The organism is Tindallia californiensis, from assembly GCF_900107405.1.
In the GTDB taxonomy this organism is placed as follows: Bacteria; Bacillota; Clostridia; order Peptostreptococcales; family Tindalliaceae; genus Tindallia; species Tindallia californiensis.
Window position 1 is genome coordinate 253,211 of record NZ_FNPV01000006.1, and the last position, 19,355, is coordinate 272,565.

14 protein-coding genes are annotated in these 19,355 nt (G+C 44.1%); 4 read left to right on the forward strand and 10 right to left on the reverse strand.

Features of this window, described 5'->3' with window-relative positions; genetic code table 11:
• Positions 1-236: 236 nt before the first annotated feature.
• Positions 237-1,649 (forward strand): UDP-N-acetylmuramate--L-alanine ligase, encoded by a 1,413-nt coding sequence (gene murC, locus BLV55_RS10135; RefSeq protein WP_093313996.1) that lies wholly within the window; start codon positions 237-239, stop codon positions 1,647-1,649.
• 176 nt (positions 1,650-1,825) lie between these two features.
• Here the strand turns inward: murC and BLV55_RS10140 are convergent, their stop codons facing one another.
• The gene (locus BLV55_RS10140; RefSeq protein WP_093313998.1) at positions 1,826-2,899 is read right to left on the reverse strand and encodes an LCP family protein; all 1,074 of its coding nucleotides are present in this window, start codon (positions 2,897-2,899) and stop codon (positions 1,826-1,828) included.
• Between the two features lie 367 nt (positions 2,900-3,266).
• Here BLV55_RS10140 and BLV55_RS10145 point away from each other — a divergent pair, with 367 nt between their 5' ends.
• From BLV55_RS10145 to BLV55_RS10155, 3 genes are read left to right on the forward strand one after another with little or no spacing between them, the layout of a single operon-like run.
• Positions 3,267-4,478 (forward strand): efflux RND transporter periplasmic adaptor subunit, encoded by a 1,212-nt coding sequence (locus tag BLV55_RS10145; RefSeq protein WP_093314000.1) that lies wholly within the window; start codon positions 3,267-3,269, stop codon positions 4,476-4,478.
• A gap of 25 nt (positions 4,479-4,503) precedes the next feature.
• The gene (locus BLV55_RS10150) at positions 4,504-5,718 is read left to right on the forward strand and encodes an ABC transporter permease (protein WP_093314003.1); all 1,215 of its coding nucleotides are present in this window, start codon (positions 4,504-4,506) and stop codon (positions 5,716-5,718) included.
• A 9-nt stretch (positions 5,719-5,727) separates the two neighbouring features.
• On the forward strand, positions 5,728-6,651 hold the full coding sequence (locus BLV55_RS10155) for an ABC transporter ATP-binding protein (protein ID WP_330386607.1): 924 nt from the start codon (positions 5,728-5,730) through the stop codon (positions 6,649-6,651).
• Positions 6,652-6,762: 111 nt separating this feature from the next.
• On the opposite strand, the gene rsmA is transcribed toward BLV55_RS10155, so the two are convergent.
• The 9 genes from rsmA to BLV55_RS10200 form a co-directional block, all read right to left on the reverse strand.
• A complete protein-coding gene (gene rsmA, locus BLV55_RS14935) occupies positions 6,763-8,778 on the reverse strand; it encodes a 16S rRNA (adenine(1518)-N(6)/adenine(1519)-N(6))-dimethyltransferase RsmA (RefSeq protein WP_093314005.1) in 2,016 nt (671 codons plus the stop codon).
• Positions 8,779-8,835: 57 nt separating this feature from the next.
• Entirely contained in the window at positions 8,836-9,843 is a 1,008-nt protein-coding gene (locus BLV55_RS10165) for a 3D domain-containing protein (RefSeq protein WP_093314008.1), read from the reverse strand.
• A 217-nt stretch (positions 9,844-10,060) separates the two neighbouring features.
• Complete coding sequence (locus BLV55_RS10170) at positions 10,061-11,248, reverse strand: HD-GYP domain-containing protein (protein WP_093314010.1); 1,188 nt, start codon at positions 11,246-11,248, stop codon at positions 10,061-10,063.
• Positions 11,249-11,403: 155 nt separating this feature from the next.
• Positions 11,404-11,976, reverse strand: a complete 573-nt coding sequence (locus BLV55_RS10175; protein ID WP_093314012.1) for a hypothetical protein — start codon at positions 11,974-11,976, stop codon at positions 11,404-11,406.
• 18 nt (positions 11,977-11,994) lie between these two features.
• Complete coding sequence (locus BLV55_RS10180) at positions 11,995-12,801, reverse strand: nitrilase-related carbon-nitrogen hydrolase (RefSeq protein ID WP_093314014.1); 807 nt, start codon at positions 12,799-12,801, stop codon at positions 11,995-11,997.
• A 173-nt stretch (positions 12,802-12,974) separates the two neighbouring features.
• On the reverse strand, positions 12,975-14,477 hold the full coding sequence (locus BLV55_RS10185; RefSeq protein ID WP_176968369.1) for a sodium/proline symporter: 1,503 nt from the start codon (positions 14,475-14,477) through the stop codon (positions 12,975-12,977).
• 162 nt (positions 14,478-14,639) lie between these two features.
• A complete protein-coding gene (locus BLV55_RS10190) occupies positions 14,640-16,160 on the reverse strand; it encodes a sodium/proline symporter (RefSeq protein WP_093314018.1) in 1,521 nt (506 codons plus the stop codon).
• A gap of 268 nt (positions 16,161-16,428) precedes the next feature.
• A complete protein-coding gene (locus tag BLV55_RS10195) occupies positions 16,429-17,799 on the reverse strand; it encodes a sigma-54-dependent transcriptional regulator (protein ID WP_093314021.1) in 1,371 nt (456 codons plus the stop codon).
• Between the two features lie 22 nt (positions 17,800-17,821).
• Positions 17,822-19,210, reverse strand: a complete 1,389-nt coding sequence (locus BLV55_RS10200; protein WP_093314023.1) for a sensor histidine kinase — start codon at positions 19,208-19,210, stop codon at positions 17,822-17,824.
• Positions 19,211-19,355 lie beyond the last annotated feature (145 nt).

Here is a 19,355-nt window from a genome sequence, read left to right on the forward strand (position 1 = left end):
CTGAAAGGGAATCATCATCTGGCTTTTACTATTCTATTCTTTTTTAGCGAAGGATTCAAGGAAAAAATGTATATTGTCATTCGATTCTGTTAATTCTATTTGCTTTTACTCCTTTACGGCCTGGTGTATAATGAAGGAGACGCATAGGAAATGTCAGCATTACCACATTAGAGTTACAAAGCTTATACCCGACATATGATCTTTTAATCACCAAATCAAATGAAAGGAGCTATAAAATGAAAGAAGTGCAAGAATTGGCAGATCTCCGAGAAATACAATCGGTACATATGATAGGCATTGGTGGCATTGGCATGAGCGCTTTGGCTCATATTCTGCTGGATCAGGGCATTTGTGTTTTTGGTTCTGACCGGGAGGAAAGTGATACCACACGCCGTTTACGAGATCGTGGTGCGGTGATTATGATTGGTCATCAGGCTTCTAACGTAAGATCTGTAGACTGGCTGGTGTACTCAGCGGCGATTCCAAAGGATAATCCGGAGCGAGAAGAAGCCTTGCTACAAAAAATTCCTGAAATGGACCGGGCTTCCCTGTTAGGTAAAATCATGAAGCTATACCCTCACTCCGTTGCGGTTGCCGGCAGCCATGGAAAAACAACTACCACTGCCCTTTTGTCTTGTTTGCTGGAATGGGCTGAGCTGGATCCAACGGTGCTGGTAGGCGGTTATCTCAATGAAATCAGCGGAAATGTTAAAGTAGGAAAAAGTCCGTATTTGGTTACGGAAGCCTGTGAATATCATGGCAGTTTTCTACGCTTTCCTCCTCGCATCGGTATTGTTCTGAACATCGATTTAGATCATCTGGATTATTTTGAAAACCTGGCGGCCATTCAGGCTGTTTTTGGGGATTTTGTTGCTCAGTTGCCACCAGAGGGCCTATTGGTAATCAACGGAGATGATGAAAACAGTGCTCATTTGCCCCGGGTGGCTACCTGTCCTGTGATCCGGGTTGGTCTTTGCGATGACTGCGATCTAAAAGCCTCTCAATTAGAGGTAGATACGGCCGGGCGCTATTCTTTTGACGTTGACTTTCGTCAAAAGCCCTTAGGCCGGTTTTCTCTCGGCATTCCGGGAAAACATCATATACACAATGGACTGACTTCTTTGGCGGTGGCTCTTGAGTTAGGGGTTTCTCCCCATCAACTGAGAGAAACCTTGCCGAAATTTCGTGGGCTTCATCGACGTTTTGAATCCTTAGGGAACTGGCAGAATGTTACGGTTGTAGATGACTACGCGCATCATCCGGCTGAAATTCTAGCTACTTTACAAACGGCCAGGAGTGCTGTGGCTCCTAAGGGAAAGGTTTACTGCATCTTTCAGCCTCATACCTACACCCGAACCCTGGCCCTTCTCAGCGAATTTGCCGATGCATTGGCACTGGCCGATGGTGTGGTGGTGACGGATATTTTTGCAGCCCGGGAACCGGACCGAGGGCTCATTCATAGCCAGGATTTGGTAAAAGAAATACGCATCCGAGGTGGAAAGGCGGTATATGCACCTTTGCCGGAAGATTCCGCCAGAGAGGCCGCCAGTCTGGCAACGGCAGGAGATATGATTCTTACCGTAGGGGCTGGGCCGGTTAATGAACTGGCGCCATTGTTGGAGAAACAGTTAAAAGCAATGGATCATTGAAATGGATCATTGATCCTTAAGCAAAAAAGGGTAAGGCGCACGCATTATAAATGATTCATTAAGGGTCAACCGCCTTAACACAAAAAGATAAAAACCGCTAAGGCATTGTCTCCCTAAGGAGATGCTTTAGCGGTTGTTTTTTTGCGCTCTGTTTTTTTGATGTGATCAAAAGATCGTTAAGAATTGGAACTGTCTGTTTCCGTCTCTGCCTCTTCTTCATCAGCCGTACCGTTGGCTTCTTCTTCTAGCCTTCGGGCTTCTTCCAGATCAGCAGGCACTTCGCCGTTTGAATAAATATGGATCAATAGCTGACGGGTTTCCAGTCCATGATGAAAGAAGTAGGATAATCGATTCTGTGTCCGAGCCTCTCCCGGCAAGGTAAAGGTTCTCATCGTATCTGGATTCATGTTTCGAGCCTGGTTTGCGTAACGAACTAAATCCTGTAGTTCCACATCGGTTCGTACAAACCGAAAGGCCGAACTGGCCAATGTTGGCAGGTTCCCCAGACTCATGGCTTGTTTCATGGCACTTTTCATAAACTCTTGTTGTACTTCTACCCGCCCTAAGTCTCCGTTACGGTCCATGGCGCCGGATCCGGGAGCAGGTTGACGATAACGCAGGAATTTCACCGCATCCTGCCCTTTCAAAACATGATTCCCAGGTGCAAAATCAATGACTAATGGCGGGCTGTCATAAGGATCTTTATAGTACATCCGCTGAGGAATATGCATGGGAACACCGCCTATGGCATCCACGACAGATGCGGCTCCCTGATAGGTTAGGGTGACATAGTAATGTACCGGAACATCGTACAGCAAATCACTGACAATGCTCTTAATCCCTTCCGCACCATGGGCACTATAGGCTGCATTAATTTTTTTCTGTCCCAGACCGTCATAGCCTTTCCGGGGGTAGTAGGTATCCCGGGGAATGGAAATAATGTCCATTTGTGTTTCATCCGGATCAAAAGAAATAAACATCATGGTGTCACTTCGACCACCGTCCAATCCCAACAGCACCGCATTAACCCGGTTGCTTTTGTTTACCAGCCGTCGAAGCTGATCTCTTTCAAAAGGTTCTCCCTCTTGATCATCAAATTCTTCATCTTCCCGATCTCTTACTACTGGCACCTCCGAATTAGGATGAGAGTCTTGCATAAAGGTATTGAAGGCAGCAAAGACACCGGTAAAAAGCAGTGTAAAGCATAAAAAGGCCATCAAAAATACCCTGATAAACAATTTTTTCAACATCATTCACGCCCTATCTATCATATTCCATCGTTTTCTATTTGTATTCCTAAGGTTTTTTGAAACCCTTTGGTGACTGACGGTTTCAGGGTGATTATATCAGAAAGTGCTGGAAAAATCTATAAAAAATCCTTTCTGTCCTTGCTGACAAACTCTTTTACCTCCGATTTTTTTGAAATGTTATTGATGCATTAGGAACTATTGGAAGAATTCGAATGATTCGACTCTTTTTCTAATGGGTATTCAGTTATTATGCCTTTGATCCATGAGACGTCGCACCGCTTATTTCTTTTTTGCATAGGAAAGGATCGTAGCCGTGATCGTCATCGAATAAAGGTATCGGAATTTTAGAAAGCAGAGGTGATGGCCCATGAATCAAAAGAAAAAAATCCTTATCTTGTTAATGATACTCCTGACCTTTGGTATTGCATTTTTTGTATTGATGCCTGCTTCAGAAGAAAATGAGTTGTTAGAAATACAGCCACAAACTTTCCGGCAGGTGCTAACCGCCACCGGTCGGGTAACCGGATCTCCTTTTTATCTCCAGGCTCAGGTGACCGGCCAGGTGCTGGACTTAACCGTAGCGGAGGGGGATCTGGTAGAAAGGGAGCAATTGCTAGTTCAACTGGACGACGAAGACTTGCAGTGGCAACTTCGCCAGCAGGCATCGGCCGTTGCGGTTGCCCAGGCACAACATCGAAATATTACTGAAAATCGTTTACCGGAAGCTCGAAATCACCTGGAATCTCTTTTGCTGGAACAGGCTGTCCGGCAAGAAGAACTGGCACTGGAAGAAGAAGACCTCCAGCGGCGTTTGCACCGGCACCGCCGCTTATATGAACAAGGGGCGCTTCCTCTGGAAACATTGGAAGCCACAGAAAAAGCCATGGATTTATGGGAGCAGTCTGTGAAAGAGCTGGAAAAACTGGAACTTCAAATCGCTACCGCTAGAAAAGACGTGGAAGTTTATTCTCCCGGTGGCAGTGAAACAACGGAATCACTGGCACTACTGGAACAAGCTGAGGTGAAGTTGGAAAGCCTTCAACAGGAAAGAAACCGGTATCAGTTATCTTCTCTGACGGAAGGAAGGGTACTGGAAGTTCATAAAGAAGTCGGAGAGTTAGCCCAAAAGGGAGATCCGTTGCTGACCATTGGTCGGGAAACTTCTTTACTTGCTGAAGTGGAAATTGACGAACGAAATATTGCCCTGTTGAAGCTTGGACAACCTGCCTTGCTTTGGCCGGAAGCCTATCCGTCACGGGAGGTTTCGGCTCGTGTCAGTCGTATTGCTCCCAGAGTAGATGCGGATACAGGAACCGTATTGGTTCAGTTAACCATCGAGGAACCCGTGGATTTTTTGATTGAAGATTTAACCTTGCAGGCTGAAATAGAAGTTCGGGTATTGGAAGATGCCTTACTGCTACCTGTTGCTTATCTAGTGGGGCGGGATCCGGTCCGGGTAATGGTGCTGGAAAATGGACAGCCGAAAGAACGAGTATTGCCCCGGACAGAAAGCATTGGTCTGGAAAAAATCCTGGTATTAGAAGGGCTAGAAGCCGGCGAAAGCCTTGTAAAGCCTTAGTATTACCAGAAGGGGAGGTGGTTTCATGGGATTTGAATGGAAGGTGGCCTTTCGGTTTTTGAAGGATGGACGGGGTCAGACCGCCTTTATTATGTTAGGTATTGCCGTAGGTGTAGCGGTACAGGTGTTTCTTGGCACCTTAATCAGCGGTTTGCAGGCAAACTTGATCGATAATACGGTGGGCAGCAGTGCCCATATTATTTTTAGCGGCGATCATCGTTTTACTGGGGAAGGAGCTTCCTCCTCGACCTATACCCATCGTATCGATGGCAACTTTCAGCAGGAAGATGAAAGGCTGAAGGAATGGCGCCCTTTGATGGAAGCACTGGATCAGCATCCGGAAATGACAGCGGTATCTCCACTGGTTCAGGGCAATGGTTTTTTGCTGCGAAGCGGCGTTTCGGCTCCCATCGTCTTTCGGGGAGTGTTGCCGGAACGGGCCAATGAACTGTACCAGCTGGAAGACGGTTTGAAAGAAGGTTCCATCCAACTGGAGGGAAATCAGATTCTTATAGGAAGCAGCTTAGCCGAGGAATATCAGTTGCAATTAGGCGATAACCTTACTTTTCAACTGCCCGGTGACAGCCGGCAGGTTTTTACTGTTAAAGGTATTTTTGATCTGGGAAGTCAGTCCATTAATGACCGTTGGATTTTTTTAGACTTGAGTCGGGCGCAACGTTTATTAGGTATAGGGGATGATATCGACCAGCTCGAAACCCAGATCCGGGATGTGTTTGCGGCAGACCTTCTGGCTGAAGGCTTGGAAAACCAGTTTCAAGGCATCACCATTGACCATTGGAAAGAACAGAATGCAGATTTGCTCTCGGCCCTTCAGAGTCAGAGCGGTTCTTCCATTACGATTCAAGTTTTTGTGCTCTTAGCGATTACCTTGGGAATCGCCAGCGTACTGGCTGTCTCCGTCGTTCAGAAATCGAAGCAGATTGGTATTTTGAAAGCCATGGGAACTCCCAGCCACAGCGCCAGCCGTATTTTTCTGATGCAAGGCGGATTGCTGGGCTTTCTCGGTTCTTTGCTGGGCATTCTGTTTGGTTTTTTGCTGACACAGTTGTTTCTCTGGGGTACTGCCCGGGCAACAGGACGAGCCTTGTTTCCTTTAGAATTTGATCCGGCCGCCGCCGCTGTTATTGTTGCCATTGCTACTACGGCCAGTGTGATTTCCGCACTGATTCCAGCAAGAAAATCAGCAAAGTTAAATCCGATTGATGTGATTCGGGGATAGGGGTGGCAGATGGAAGGGCAGTTGGAAAGGCAGTTGGAAAGGCAGTTGGAAAAGCAGTTGGAAGGGCAGGTAAGAGTTAAAGAGTTATGGGTAAAGGTCAAGAAGGGCCGTTATGGGGCGCTTTGGGGACGGCACTGTGACTCCAGTTTAGAGGGGGTGGATGTCATGTTGGAAACAAGAAACATAACCAAAGTGTATGGTACTCTGGTTAAAACAAAAGCACTTGGCGGTATTGATTTAAAGTTTGAAGCTGGTGAGTTTTCTTCGATTATTGGTTATTCCGGATCGGGCAAAACCACACTTTTAAATATTTTAGGTGCCTTGGACCGACCAACAGAAGGAAGCGTATGGTTCCAGGAAGGGGAAGTCACCGCCATGAGCGACCGGGAGCTGGCGGATTTTCGCAACCGTAATATCGGGTTTATTTTCCAGTTTCATCATCTGCTGCCAGAATTTACGGCTTTGGAGAATGTGCTGATTCCTACCTGGATTAAAAGCCATAGCAGCAGCCGGGCCAAAGAAGGCCGGGCCAAAGAATTGTTAGAGCTAGTGGGCTTAAAGGAACGGTTAAACAATAAGGCTACGGATTTATCCGGTGGACAACAACAACGGGTAGCCATTGCCCGGTCTCTTATTAATGAGCCGGCCATTATTTTAGCCGATGAACCTACGGGGAATTTAGACAGCGAAACAACGGAACAGGTTTATAGCTTAATGAGAGAAATAAACGCTACTCTGAATACGGCGTTTATTGTCGTCACTCATAATGATCATATTGCCGCTAAATCTGACCGTATTATTGAAATGAAAGATGGGTTGATCTTAAAAGATTATCTGACCAGTAAGAAAAATCCGGAGAAAGTATGGGAAGACGTGGCACCGAAATATTGCCGGCATTGCTATGAAGATGGAGAGGAAAATCAGCTTCTCTAGGGAATAGGGAAGAGGACGGCCTGCGCCGTCCTCTTAGGTTGTAGACAAAGTAATTTGAACTCGGTCATAACGCCAGGATCTTGTGTGTTTTAGTCGATATGAGTTGATCGCTTATGCGTATTTCTTGATAATCTCTAAAACCATTCTGGCGCCATTGGCTAAGTCTTCGATTTTAATGAATTCGTCAACGGTGTGTACTTTATTCATTCCAACGCTTAAGTTTACGGCTTTCAGACCGTTGGCATTGAAATGATTGGTATCGCTGCCTCCACCAGAAGGCATGATCACCGGTTCCAAACCCATTTCCGTAAAGACTTCTTTTAATACGGTAATCATTGGATCGGATTCTTCCAGCTTAAAGGCTGTGTATAATCGTTTAATATCCATCTCTACTTCGCCGCCAAAGTCTTTAGCGGCTTTTTCCATGGCTTCCACCATGCTCTTTGTCTGGGCTTCCAGTTTATCATCTTTGAGGCTTCGTGCTTCAGCATTAATCACCACTTTGTCAGGAACAATGTTGGTGGCTCCGCCTCCCTGAATGTTGCCAATGTTAGCCGTTGTTTCTTCATCGATTCTCAGAAGTTTCATATTGTCAATCGCTCTTGCGGCTATTTGAATAGCACTGATGCCAGCTTCCGGCTCGGCTCCGGCATGAGCGGCTTTTCCTTTAAAAGTGGCTGCAATTTTATCCTGGGCCGGTCCCTGATTAATAATGCTGCCAATAGGTCCGCCACTATCCATTACAAACACTTTATCGGCTTTGACAAGGCTGTAGTCCATATTTTTTGATCCGTTTAGTCCGCCTTCTTCCCAAATGGTGAAGATAGCTTGAATATCTCCATGGGCAATATGGTTTTCCTGTATGGTTTGAACCGCTTCCAGAAAAGCAGCGATTCCTGCTTTATCATCACTGCCAAGAATGGTGTCGCCAGCACTTTTCATAATACCATCTTCTACAATGGCTTTAATGCCTTCGCCTGGCTGAACTGTGTCCATATGAGCACTGAATCCGATGGTATCTCCTTTGGTGGTTCCTTTCAGGGTCGCTATTAAGTTACCTACTTCTCCGTCCAGTTTTTTACCCGCATCATCTTCTTTGACTTCAAACCCTAAGTTCTCCAATTTTTCCCGGATCACTTTTGCCACAGCACCTTCCCGCTGTGACGGGCTGTCAATTTCTACCAGTTCTTTTAAGAGATTGCTCAGACGTTCCTGATTGATCATTTCCGCTCCACCCTTTCCGACTTTTTTGTGTGCCTCCATTGTATCATGAAAAAACTGTTTCTGCCACAATTGGGAAAGATTGGCAAATTCCTGAATATTCAGCGTCTCTCCTCGGCGGACCGGATCAATTGATGCGGCTTCTAAGACTTGTACTATCTCTTGTTTTTCTTCTTTTGGTCGTAGATGGGATAAGGCGTTGGAAAGGGTTTTTCGACGCTGTCCAAAAGCCGCCTTCACTAAGGTGAAAAACAGCTCCGGATGATCCAGTTGAACCGGTGGTTTTTCATGAATGGTTAGTTTGACCACGGCGGATCCTACCTTAGGCTTTGGAATAAATACATTCGGCGAAACGTCAAAGGCTTTTTCAACCTGACAATATAGCTGAACGGCTACGGAAAGGGCTCCATAATCTTTGGTGCCTGGTTTTGCCGCCATTCGTAATGCTACTTCCTTTTGCACCATTAAAACCATGCTGTGAATCGGAAGATTTTCTTCCAAGAGTTTCATCACAATCGGCGTGGTGACGTAATAGGGCAGATTGGCAACTATTTTTACCGGCTGATCCGGTGAATTTTCTTGAATCCATTGACCTAAAGGGGCTTTCAACACGTCCTGATGCCATAGGGTGAAATTAGGATAAGGCTGTAAGGTTTCCTGTAAAAAAGGAATCAGGGCTTTATCAATTTCTACGGCCAGCACCGGCCCGGCTGCCTGTAATAGTTTTTCGGTGACAATTCCGGCCCCTGGTCCAATTTCAATCACCGCATCCTTTGGGGTAATGCCGGCTGCCTGAACCAATTTATCCAGGATGTTTTCATCCGTCAGAAAATTTTGGCCCAGGCTTTTAGTAAAGTGAAAGCTACCGCTTTCTCTTAGTTTTCGAATTTTTTCCATGGGTGTCATATCATTTCCTACTCCCTTGATGGTGGTGGAATGTAACCTGATTTCCTATAGCCTGCCTTACTCCAGTACATATACTTTAACCGGTTGCCTTCCAAAACGCAAGGCTTCGGAGCGACTTTCGTAATACAAGTCAATTCTTTTTCCTTTGATAGCGCCTCCCGTATCTTCGGCGCTGGAAATGCCATAATTACTGCCTCCGTTAACGGATTCTACATATAGCTTTGTTCCCAGCGGTATCACATTCGGATCCACCGCCACTACTCCCGGACGCACCCGGGTGCCGCTTCTGGTAATCCCGTATTGAGGATGGCCAGGATGCTTACCGGTACTATGATAACCGGCATCGTAGGCGGTAGCTTCCATCGTATACACTTTTTTGTAATGCAGCAGTTCACCGGAATCGGTGATGAGCACATTTTCTTTGCCTTTTTCAATGATTTTGTCCTGTGCTTCTTCTAAAACATGCCTTTCATCTACGGTAAAACCACTGAGGGTGCCATCATGATAAACCAAGGTTTTCTGAAGGATCTGACGTCCGGGACTTCCTTCCTGCACTACTCTGGTTTCGCCCGGTTCCAGATCCGCTGTGTATTTGGTAATTGTCTGGTAAGGGACTTCTTCTACATCGTTGTCTGGCTCGGTGTTTACTCGGGTGATGCGAATTTCCATTTCTGGTTTTAGCCTGTTCATCGGTGCCGGGTGTATCCGGTCATCTTTTTCTAAAACGACTTCTACCTGATCTAACAGGGCTTTCACATGAGGTTCGGCGGTATAAATACGATGTTTCTCGCCATCTACTTCCAAAGTAACAGGAAAAACATCTTTTACTTTTATGGTCATTCCATTGGTTGTTTTTTCTTCTAAAGCTGGGCTTACTTGTTTTTGGGAGCTGATTTGAATATTGGCTTCTGCCAGTACCTCTTCCACCGTATGTTTCCGACTCTCAACCACTAACGTCTGTTCGCCCGCCTTAATAGTAACTTCTCTCTTATCCGGATGCACAAAAGCCGTTGTTACCATCATTGTAATCAGTAATGGTATCAGCATCCATTTTAATTCTTTCATGACTTCCTCCTCTTTCTCTCTAAAACTCTTGTATTATCTGCCATTCTCTGTTATTTGGCATAAAAAAAGACGCCTTATAAAAGCGTCCTTCATTCTAGTACAGTTAGAATATTATGTCAAGCAAATCCAGTTCTCTTTCAAAAATGAGAGGGGTGAAGCTTAGTTTTTTCAAAGATTGTCGCTTCTATGACAATTATGTTTCAAAGAAGCAGATGCGTTAGGTTTCGGCGAAAGCTTTGATGGATAGTTTTCGATGATCCGGATGACTCAGATCAACCAGTTGGTTTGTCGGTTTTAGCTTAATAATCGGGCGATAGACATACACCCGGGGAACAAAGATGACTTCGCCTGTCCGACCATCACTTAAACGGACCATTTGCCCCAGAAAACAGTTTCCGATGCGATTAAGGAAGATATACAGAATCCTCGTGTCTAATTGATCCATATACTCACTTTCCATAATTTTAACGGCTTCAAAGGGTGTTTTCTTTTCTCCTTTACTGTTCGGAGAAGTCAGGGTGTTATAAACATCAGCGATGGCAATGATTCTTGCCAGTATCGGAATTTTTTCCTGTTTCAGGCCTAATGGATATCCGCTTCCATCGCTTCGTTCATGGTGTAATAGAATGGCCTGCAGCATATCGTAATTAATAAAATCATAATGTTTTGCCAGCTCATACCCAATGACCACATGTTTTTGATATTCCAGTTCTTCATCGGCTGAAAGTTTGTTTTGCGCCAGAATAAGTTCTGAGGAGAGCTGTTCTTTTCCTAAATCGTGGAGCAATGCGCTTAAGGTAAGGTTTTTCATCTGTGGCGAAGTTAATTCCAGCCAGGTTCCAATAGAATGACTAATAATGGTTACCTGATAATAATGGGCATAAAGATCTCGATAGTCTTTTTTAATGGTTTCGATTAATTGAAAAACGTTGACGGTTCCGTCGTAGCTTTTCAGGATTTTGATCACCTGTGCTTCCAGCCGATCCTTCGAAACTTCTTCTCCCTTTACCATACGCTGAAAATCTGTTTTAATGGTTTCTTTTTGCTCCTGATACCGGTCCTGAAAGGCTTTTGTTTCCATTTGCCTTTTTTTCTGAAGCCGGGCTTCTTCCCGTGCTGTAAGGTCCAGTGGCTGGGTTTCAGCGGGAATAACCGGTTCCTGCTCTGGTTTTTTAGCTTTTACGGGGTATTTTGTAGAATGTAGCCTAATTCTGACCTGTTCCACTTTATGTAAGGTCAGAAATTGTTTTAACTTTGCCACATCATCTACTACAAAGCCAGCGGCAATTAGCACATGGCCATTTTTATTAAAAACGTCTTCCGCTATTACCATGCCCGGTTTTAACTCGTCAAGATGTTGTAACGTTCGATAACTTTCCTTCGGTTCTTTGATGGGGTTACTCATAGGGAGCCACCTGCCTTAGATTTGATTATATTATCTTTCATTATACTTTATATTTCGAAGCTTTGGCAGGAATACTTTAGTCTATCCCGAAAATAGGGAGCAATTAGGCCTCCAGACCCCGTAGCAAAGATGCTTCGCAGTTTACGTTCATATCCTCACAGGGTACCTGTGCCCTGCATTTGATCTGTTTGATTTGTTCGATTTGAAAAAACTGTTTGGCGATTGTCTTCTTGGTGCTGAACCACATCTCCACTGAACCGATTGATTAGAAGTGTCAGGGGCTTTTCATTTTTTTCTAGCTTCAGATCACATTGCCAATAACCGATGGCTACATGTTCTTTTTCTTCTACCTGTATTTCCGGTGTCCAAAAGCTTTTGTAGAATCTGGTAACATGCTTAAACCCTTGCTCTTCAGCTATTTGAAAGCATTGTTTTCGACTTAGTCGTGGGTTCATTTGTTTTCCTTCCTGAATCTGTTCCGTTTCCGGATCCTCTTTTGTACGAATAACCTCCCCGTCTATACTATTGACCCAATAAAGGTGCTCAATGATTTTAGGCTTCAACCCAAAGGCTCTTTTAATTCTCATTTCTACTCGAAGAATATGAAAGGGAATATGAACCGCTTCCACGTTCTGAATTTCAAAAGCTTCTTTTCGCTTTTTGTCCATGAAGGTATTTACTATGTTCATGGCTTCTTTCTTATCAATCATTGTTTTGATCCGATTCATTGGCATCGCCTCTCCTTATTAATACCGGTGGATGGCTTCCATGCTAAACGTATCTTCCCGAAAGTCTTTTAGATAGGGAATGTCGGCTCTTGCTTGATAAATATCCTTCCGATTGATGTCGGTTATCAGGATGGTTTCTTTATCTTTTGGTGCTTCATTAACCACAATGCCTTTTGGATTAACCACTTTGCTTTTCCCACAAGCACCATTATCAATGGTGTTAACGCCCATCGTAAAAAGGCCATTGTAAAGAGCGGCTGCCGGTAGATCGATGTCCCATCGTGGTTCACCGGTCAAACTCCATACAGAAGGGGCCAGAATAAGTTCTGCTCCTTTCAAGGCTTGAATACGTGGCGGCTCTGGAAATTCAATATCATAACAAATCATAATGCCAATCTTTCCTAAAGGTGTTTCATACACTGGGTAATGATCACCAGCTCGGAACTTCGTTGATTCTTCCCCCCATAAGTATACTTTTCTCATATTTCCCTGCAACTGTCCTTGATCGTTAACCAGGATAGCGGAATTATAAATGACGCCGGGCATATGGGTTTTTTCTGCGTAGGGAGCTACAATGTGAAGTTGTTTTTCTTTTGCTACCTTTGCCAGTTCCTGGTACATGACTCCGTCAGGATATTCGGCCGTCTGAAAAAATTCCTGTTGGGTGAGATGATATCCCTGATAAAACAGTTCTGGCAAACAGATCAGTTCCGCACCATCTCTCGCTGCTTTTTCTATCAGATCAATCGCCTTATCCAGATTATGCTTTGTCTCTTTCATGACAGATTTCATCTGAATTGCCGCTATTTGATACTGGCTTTTCATGGGGACCTTCCTCCTTTGTTCGTATTTCTTTTCTTAGCCACTTTTTCTTTTAACATCTATCTGTCTGTAGTCAAAGCAAACGATCGCCTGAGGGGACTGAGTTCAAGCAATCGATTTGCTTTGGCTACGGGACAGGCTCATGAGGTGGATGATTTTGATGATGGTAATGATGCTTATGATGCCTTCTTTCTTCTGAGAGCTCGAACGCCTTCTTGTATTTCTTCCGGCGGTGCCGGTGTCATTAAACTGACAATGTAGGTAACCACATAGGTGGCTAGAGCTGCCGGGAAGGCCTGGAATATATTGGTGGTACCTTCAAGGCCAAGGAAAGACCATAGTACCAGCAGGATAAATCCGGTGGACAAGCCGGCAATAGCTCCTTCTCTGGTGGCCCTTGGCCAGTAAAGACCCAACAACACCGGGCCTCCAAAGAGACCGAGGGTATTCCATCCAAACCAGGAAATAATTAATACAGAACCCCCGCGAAGACTTAACAGTACCCCTAGCACTCCAAGCACCAAGGTTGCTACCCTTCCATAGTAAAGGGCTTTTCGTTTATCCAGATCCGGTTTGAAAATTTTTATATAGAAATCATTTACTAAGGTAGAACTTCCCATAATAAGCATTGAATCGGCGGTGGACATAATCGCCGCTAAAATACTCCCGATAAAAATACCGGCAAAAATAGGGTGCGTCATGGTCGTAAAGAACTGGATCAATACGGTTTCTGTATTTCCGGCCATTGGCAGACCAGATGCCTCAGGAAACTGAGTTCTCATATAAAGAGCGGCCAGAAACGTACCACCAAAAAGGATGGATTGGATAAACACAGCCATTAATCCGGACAAGTTAAGGGTTTTCGCATCTTTGGCAGCCATGTATCGAACCATCAGTGTTGGCTGACCGATCCAACTAAAAATTCCATCCCCCATAAATAGAGAAATTCCATAAATGATGGCCGGCATGGTTGCAAAAGGTGATATAATGAAATCAGGGTCTGTTTTGGCGATTTCAGCCGCACCCATCGATAATTCTCCTATCCCCCCAGATAGAGCGATGGCAAAGGCTCCTGCCATTGCAGTCCCTAACACCATTAAGATTCCTTGGATAAAATCGGTCCAGCAGATGGCTAACAATCCACCCAACATGGTCCAGGCGACAAACATAATAGCAGCCAGTACGATGGTAGTGGAATAATTCCAACCTAAAACAGCTTCAAAGGTAACGCCAAAAGCTACCAATTGACCATTCACGTAAGCAATGGCGGCCGCCAGTATAATCAACGCTGAAATAATGCGTAATATCCGGCTTTTATCGTAATAACGGGCTTCTAAAACATCCGGTATGGTAATCGCTCCTACGTTTTCCGAGTATTTCCGGACCATTTTACTGACTAAGGCAAAACTTAGAAAAATCCCTACCGTTGCGCTGGGCACCATCGTCCAGACACCTTCAAACCCGGAACGATATACATATCCTGCCAAGCCTAAACCTAGCCAACCGCTCATTCCTGTAGCGCTAAATGTAAAGGCCATGACATAGGATCCAATGCCTCTTCCTGCCAGTACGTAATCTTCTAACCCTTTCATTCTTTTCGATGCCACGTATCCAATACCTACCAGCATCAGTAAATAGAGTATTAAAAAAAACTGAATCATCGGCAATGCTTGTTCCATTTTCATTCCTCCTTATCCGTAGGTTGTTAATCTTTACCCTGCTGATTCCTGTAATAGATAATTGATGCAATGTAGGAGCCGATGGCCGGTATCAGAATGAACAGCCATGTACTCATTGGAACTCTATCCATCTTGGCGCCTCCTTTCCTTAAGGTATTTCCCTTATGAATGAACCTCCACTTCTTTGCTGAATTTTTTATGTTCCTTCAGTTCCTGAACATCTTTCATTACATGAGGTGGAGGATTGGAAGTGATTAAGCTAACCAGCCAGGTTGCCAGCAGCGCAATGCCACAGGCTGGCAGCGCCTGAAAAACGTTCCATCTTTCTGTTAAGCTCCATAGGTTCCAAATCACCAATACAGCAAAACCGCTGGTAATTCCGGCAATAGCCCCTTCCTTTGATGCTTTATCCCAGTAAAGGCCTATGATGAGAGGCATCCCTACAATACCGAGAGCCGTCCATCCAAACCAGGAACTCCATAGGACAGAACCGCTGTTTAAGGAGATCAGAATAGCGATTAGTCCCAACCATAGAATCAATATTCTACTCACCAGCACTAAATGCTGTTGAGTAGCCCGAGGACGATAATAGCTATAGATATCATTCACCACCACTGAGGTGGCCATAATGAGTAAAGAGTCTGCCGTAGACATAATGGAAGCCATAATCGCTCCAATGAAAATGCCGACAAAAACGGGATGCGAAGTGGTAAAAAAGAATTGAATCAGCACGGTTTCTGTATCGCCACTATATGGAAGCAAGGCCGGGTCGGGAAACTGGGTACGCATATACACAGCGGCCAAAAACACGCCGATAAATAACACTAGTTGGATCGTAATGGTTAATATGGCTGCTTTGCCAAAAACCCTGGTGTTCTGTGCTGCCATGTATCGGCTCATTAAGGTTGGTTGTCCTATCCAGTTAAAAATACCGTCTCCAATAAACATGCTGACGCCCATCACCACTACGGAAAAGCTGGCAAAGGGGGTGATAACAAAGTCTGGATAGCTGTGACTGACAACGGCCGCTTTTTCGGACAATTGCCCCAGTCCGCCAGCATAAACAATGGCCAACCCACCGGTAACCAAGCTGCCGACAATCATCAGAATTCCCTGGATAAAATCAGTCCAGCAAACGGCATAAAATCCTCCCATGACGGAATACGTAATCATAATAACGGCTGCGGCTACAATGGCTAACTGAAAATTCCAGCCAAAAACCAGGTTCAGTATTTTGCCAGTTGCTAACAATTGTCCGCTGATATATGCAACAGAAGCAATGCATATGGTCAGGGAAACGGCAAGGTTTAAGGTGTTTCCTGTATCGTAAAAACGTTTTCGCAAGAGCTCTGTTGCTGTTAACGCTCCTATTCTTTCAGAATATCGTCGTACTTTTTTAGCAATAAGGGCGTAGCAAATGATAATGCCGATCGTAGCACTCGGTACGAGAATCCAGAGGCTCTGAAACCCTGCTTCATACGTATAACCGGCAAACCCAAGTGCCAGCCAGCCACTCATTCCTGTTGAACTTACCGTAAGGGCTAAAGGCATGGACTTTAGTCTTCTGCCGGCCAGTACAAATTCTTCCAGATTCGTCATGCTCCGGTAGGCAAAAATACCGGTGATCAATAAGGAAATAAAGTATACAAAGAGGAAACCGGTGACCATATAATTAAAATCCATGATTTCTCCTCCCGAAATTTTCCTTCTGGTAATAGTGAGATGCAAAGACTATGCCAGAAGTTTTTTGATTGGCTTTTCTGATTTTTCAAGCATTTGCCTCTTCAGTGACCTTTCTTCAATGCAAATCTTTTCATAGCTTCCAGTGATTGATCTGATTTATATTCGTCGCATTTGTCGATATTAGATCCGTTTTCTTACTTGTATGCCTAAGATTTCAATTGCTTTTAATCCTAATCATGGCTATGAAATATATTTCATAGCCATTGCATCAGATTTCATAGTCGCTGATTTTGTACATCAGGGAACGATGACTGATCCCTAATAAACGTGCCGCTTCTGTACGGTTTTGATCCGTTTCTTCCAGTGCTCGTCTGATCATTTCTTTTTCAATTTTTATTTTTGCTTTTTCCAAGGTCCTTTTTAAGTTTCTTTCTTCCTGGGGAATCATGATATCTATTTCATTGCTTTGTATCTGAATTTTATCTTGTATATGACGCAGATCAATCCATTCTCCTTCACATAGGGTCAGGGCACTTTCGATGATATGCTCCAGTTCTCGTACGTTTCCAGGCCATGAGTATTGAAGCAACGCTGTCATTACTTCCCTATTAACGCCTTTCACCCTTCTTTGATACCGTTGATTATATTTATCAATAAAATGATCTATCAACAAGGGAATGTCTTCTTTTCTCTGTTGCAGGGATGGTAAGTCAATATTGACCACGTTCAGGCGATAATAAAGGTCTTCCCGGAAGTTTCCTTTCTCTACTTCTTCTTTTAACTGCTTATTCGTTGCAGCCAAAATCCGTACGTCCACCACCGATGTCTCCAAAGCCCCTACTTTCCGTACTTCTTTATCCTGCAGCACTCTCAAAAGTTTTACCTGTAAAGAATGACTCATTTCACTTATTTCATCCAGAAGGATCGTGCCACCTTCTGCCTGTTGAAACAAACCCGTTTTTTCCCCAACAGCACCGGTAAAGGCTCCTTTCGCATAGCCAAAAAACTCTGATTCCAGAAGATTTTCCGGAATCGCAGCACAGTTAATGGGAACAAAGTGATGCTTATGCCGCGGACTATTAAAGTGTAATGCTCTGGCGATCATTTCCTTTCCTGTGCCACTATCACCACTAATTAGCACAGAAGCATCATAAGAAGCTACTTTCTCAATAATATCAAAGACATTTCTCATCGCTTTGCTTTTCCCGATAACATTCTCAGAAAACTTATATTTTTCTTCTAAAGCTTGGCGATACACCTTGTTTTCTCGTTCCATTTGCCGATATTTCATGATTCGATTCACTATGCGAATCAAATCATCGTTTCGAAAAGGTTTTGTCACATATTCTTCGGCGCCCATCTTAATGGCTTCCACGGCTGATTCCACGCTGCCATAAGAGGTAATTAAGACAAAGGCTGTATTAAGATGGTGTTTTTCCTTAAGTTCCAATAAGGATAAACCATCCTTTCCAGGAAGTTTGATGTCTGTAATGACAAGGTCATAAGCCATCGACAAAATTCGGTTTTCTCCTTCTATTCCATCCTTCACGCCATCTACCAGGTATCCTTCCTCTTCCAAGAGATAGATTAATACTTCCCTTAGATGCCCTTCATCTTCGATAACCAGTAATCGTTGCATCCCTGTCCCTCCTTGATAAGTCCTATGCCTCTCCTATGGGTAAACGAATGATAAACTCGGTTCCAGCCTGTTCTTCGGTTTTCACTTTAATGCTTCCTTGATGAGCCTCGATAATCTGTTGGCAGATATAAAGTCCCAGCCCAGATCCTTTTCCTACAGGTTTGGTCGTGTAAAACGGGTCAAAAATATGGTCGATATCCTTGTCTTCAATCCCTTTTCCTGTATCTCGAATACCGATCTGCACGGTGCTTTGCTTTTTCATTGTTCGTACAAAGATACTGCCTTCTGCTTCGATGACCTGAAACGCATTTAAGAAGATATTGGCAAATACCATTTCCAGCTTGGTTGCATCCCCAGAAATCCTTGGTAGGTTGGTGCCATAGTCTTCATAAATAGTGACCTGGGCATTTTTTCTTTTCTCCGGAATGGTTTTGATCGATTGTTTTACCACTTCGTTTATATCCAGTGGATGATTTTCAAGAGGCTTGTTTCCTGAAAAATAGAGAAATTCTTTAATAATCCCATCAATCCGATCCGCATCCTGTTTGATCTTTTCCACATATTCCTGTCTTTTTTCTGTCGGAAGCTTCGGTCGTTTCAAAACTTGGCACATACTGGAAATGGATGCCAGCGGATTTCCTATTTCATGAGCAATGCCCGAAGTGACCCTTCCCATGGCGGCTAATTTTTCGGAAATAATCAGTTTTTTGCGGATATGCTCTGCTTCTGCTGAAGCAGACTGTAGGTTCTGATTCACCCGAATAAATTGATTAAGAATCACTTCTGAAAACTTCATCAGCACTTTTACAAGAATGCCTCCTCCTATAAAAATGGTGATGAAAAACATCGCCCGGTAAACGTTTTCATCCGGCAGGAGTCGAGCCGTTTGCGTAAAAAGAAGTACCACTCCTTCCGGGTCTGTTTCCCGGTTACTGTTAACCACAGCATACCCCATCATCATCTGACGGCCATACTGCCCGTAAGCATCATATTCTTTATGGCCGGATACCTGTTTTGGAGAAGTGTCCTCTATTTCTCTTATCCACTGAATAATTGCTTCTTTTTCCTGCAAAAGTGGTTCTGTCTGCTGATCGTTTGTATAAAGGATTTTGCCGTTTTTATGAAGAAGATACAGTGTTTCACGGTAATGACGACCAATGATTCTGTCATAATCTTCCTGAGAGGCATTATCCAGCTCTAGGAAACCATCTTTCATATCTTGGATGACATTTGAAGAAATTCTGTAAGCCTTTTCTTCTATATCTTGTCCAAGCCCTTCCTTAATCATGGCATTATAATTGATGTTTTGGTAAATCAGAAGAATAATCATCATGATAGGAAGTATCAGCATTCCCATAATCAGAGCAAATATTTTATTGCGAAGCCTTTTAAGAATCTTTTGTTCGTTCATTCTACCGGCTCCTTTCAAAAGCAGAGATGCTTTGCGACTGTTATATGTACGTCTGTTGTATTTGAAAATTGAAAAACGTTGCAGAGACGAAGTTTCTTCTTTTCGGCTCCACAACGCTCTGCATTTGAATGCTATTGGTTTTATC

Coding starts and splice junctions, on each gene's coding strand:
- murC (WP_093313996.1), top strand. CDS start 237: ATGAAAGAAGTGCAAGAATTGGCAGATCTCCGAGAAATACAATCGGTA.
- BLV55_RS10140 (WP_093313998.1), bottom strand. CDS start 2,899: ATGTTGAAAAAATTGTTTATCAGGGTATTTTTGATGGCCTTTTTATGC.
- BLV55_RS10145 (WP_093314000.1), top strand. CDS start 3,267: ATGAATCAAAAGAAAAAAATCCTTATCTTGTTAATGATACTCCTGACC.
- BLV55_RS10150 (WP_093314003.1), top strand. CDS start 4,504: ATGGGATTTGAATGGAAGGTGGCCTTTCGGTTTTTGAAGGATGGACGG.
- BLV55_RS10155 (WP_330386607.1), top strand. CDS start 5,728: ATGGAAGGGCAGTTGGAAAGGCAGTTGGAAAGGCAGTTGGAAAAGCAG.
- rsmA (WP_093314005.1), bottom strand. CDS start 8,778: ATGACACCCATGGAAAAAATTCGAAAACTAAGAGAAAGCGGTAGCTTT.
- BLV55_RS10165 (WP_093314008.1), bottom strand. CDS start 9,843: ATGAAAGAATTAAAATGGATGCTGATACCATTACTGATTACAATGATG.
- BLV55_RS10170 (WP_093314010.1), bottom strand. CDS start 11,248: ATGAGTAACCCCATCAAAGAACCGAAGGAAAGTTATCGAACGTTACAA.
- BLV55_RS10175 (WP_093314012.1), bottom strand. CDS start 11,976: ATGAATCGGATCAAAACAATGATTGATAAGAAAGAAGCCATGAACATA.
- BLV55_RS10180 (WP_093314014.1), bottom strand. CDS start 12,801: ATGAAAAGCCAGTATCAAATAGCGGCAATTCAGATGAAATCTGTCATG.
- BLV55_RS10185 (WP_176968369.1), bottom strand. CDS start 14,477: ATGGAACAAGCATTGCCGATGATTCAGTTTTTTTTAATACTCTATTTA.
- BLV55_RS10190 (WP_093314018.1), bottom strand. CDS start 16,160: ATGGATTTTAATTATATGGTCACCGGTTTCCTCTTTGTATACTTTATT.
- BLV55_RS10195 (WP_093314021.1), bottom strand. CDS start 17,799: ATGCAACGATTACTGGTTATCGAAGATGAAGGGCATCTAAGGGAAGTA.
- BLV55_RS10200 (WP_093314023.1), bottom strand. CDS start 19,210: ATGAACGAACAAAAGATTCTTAAAAGGCTTCGCAATAAAATATTTGCT.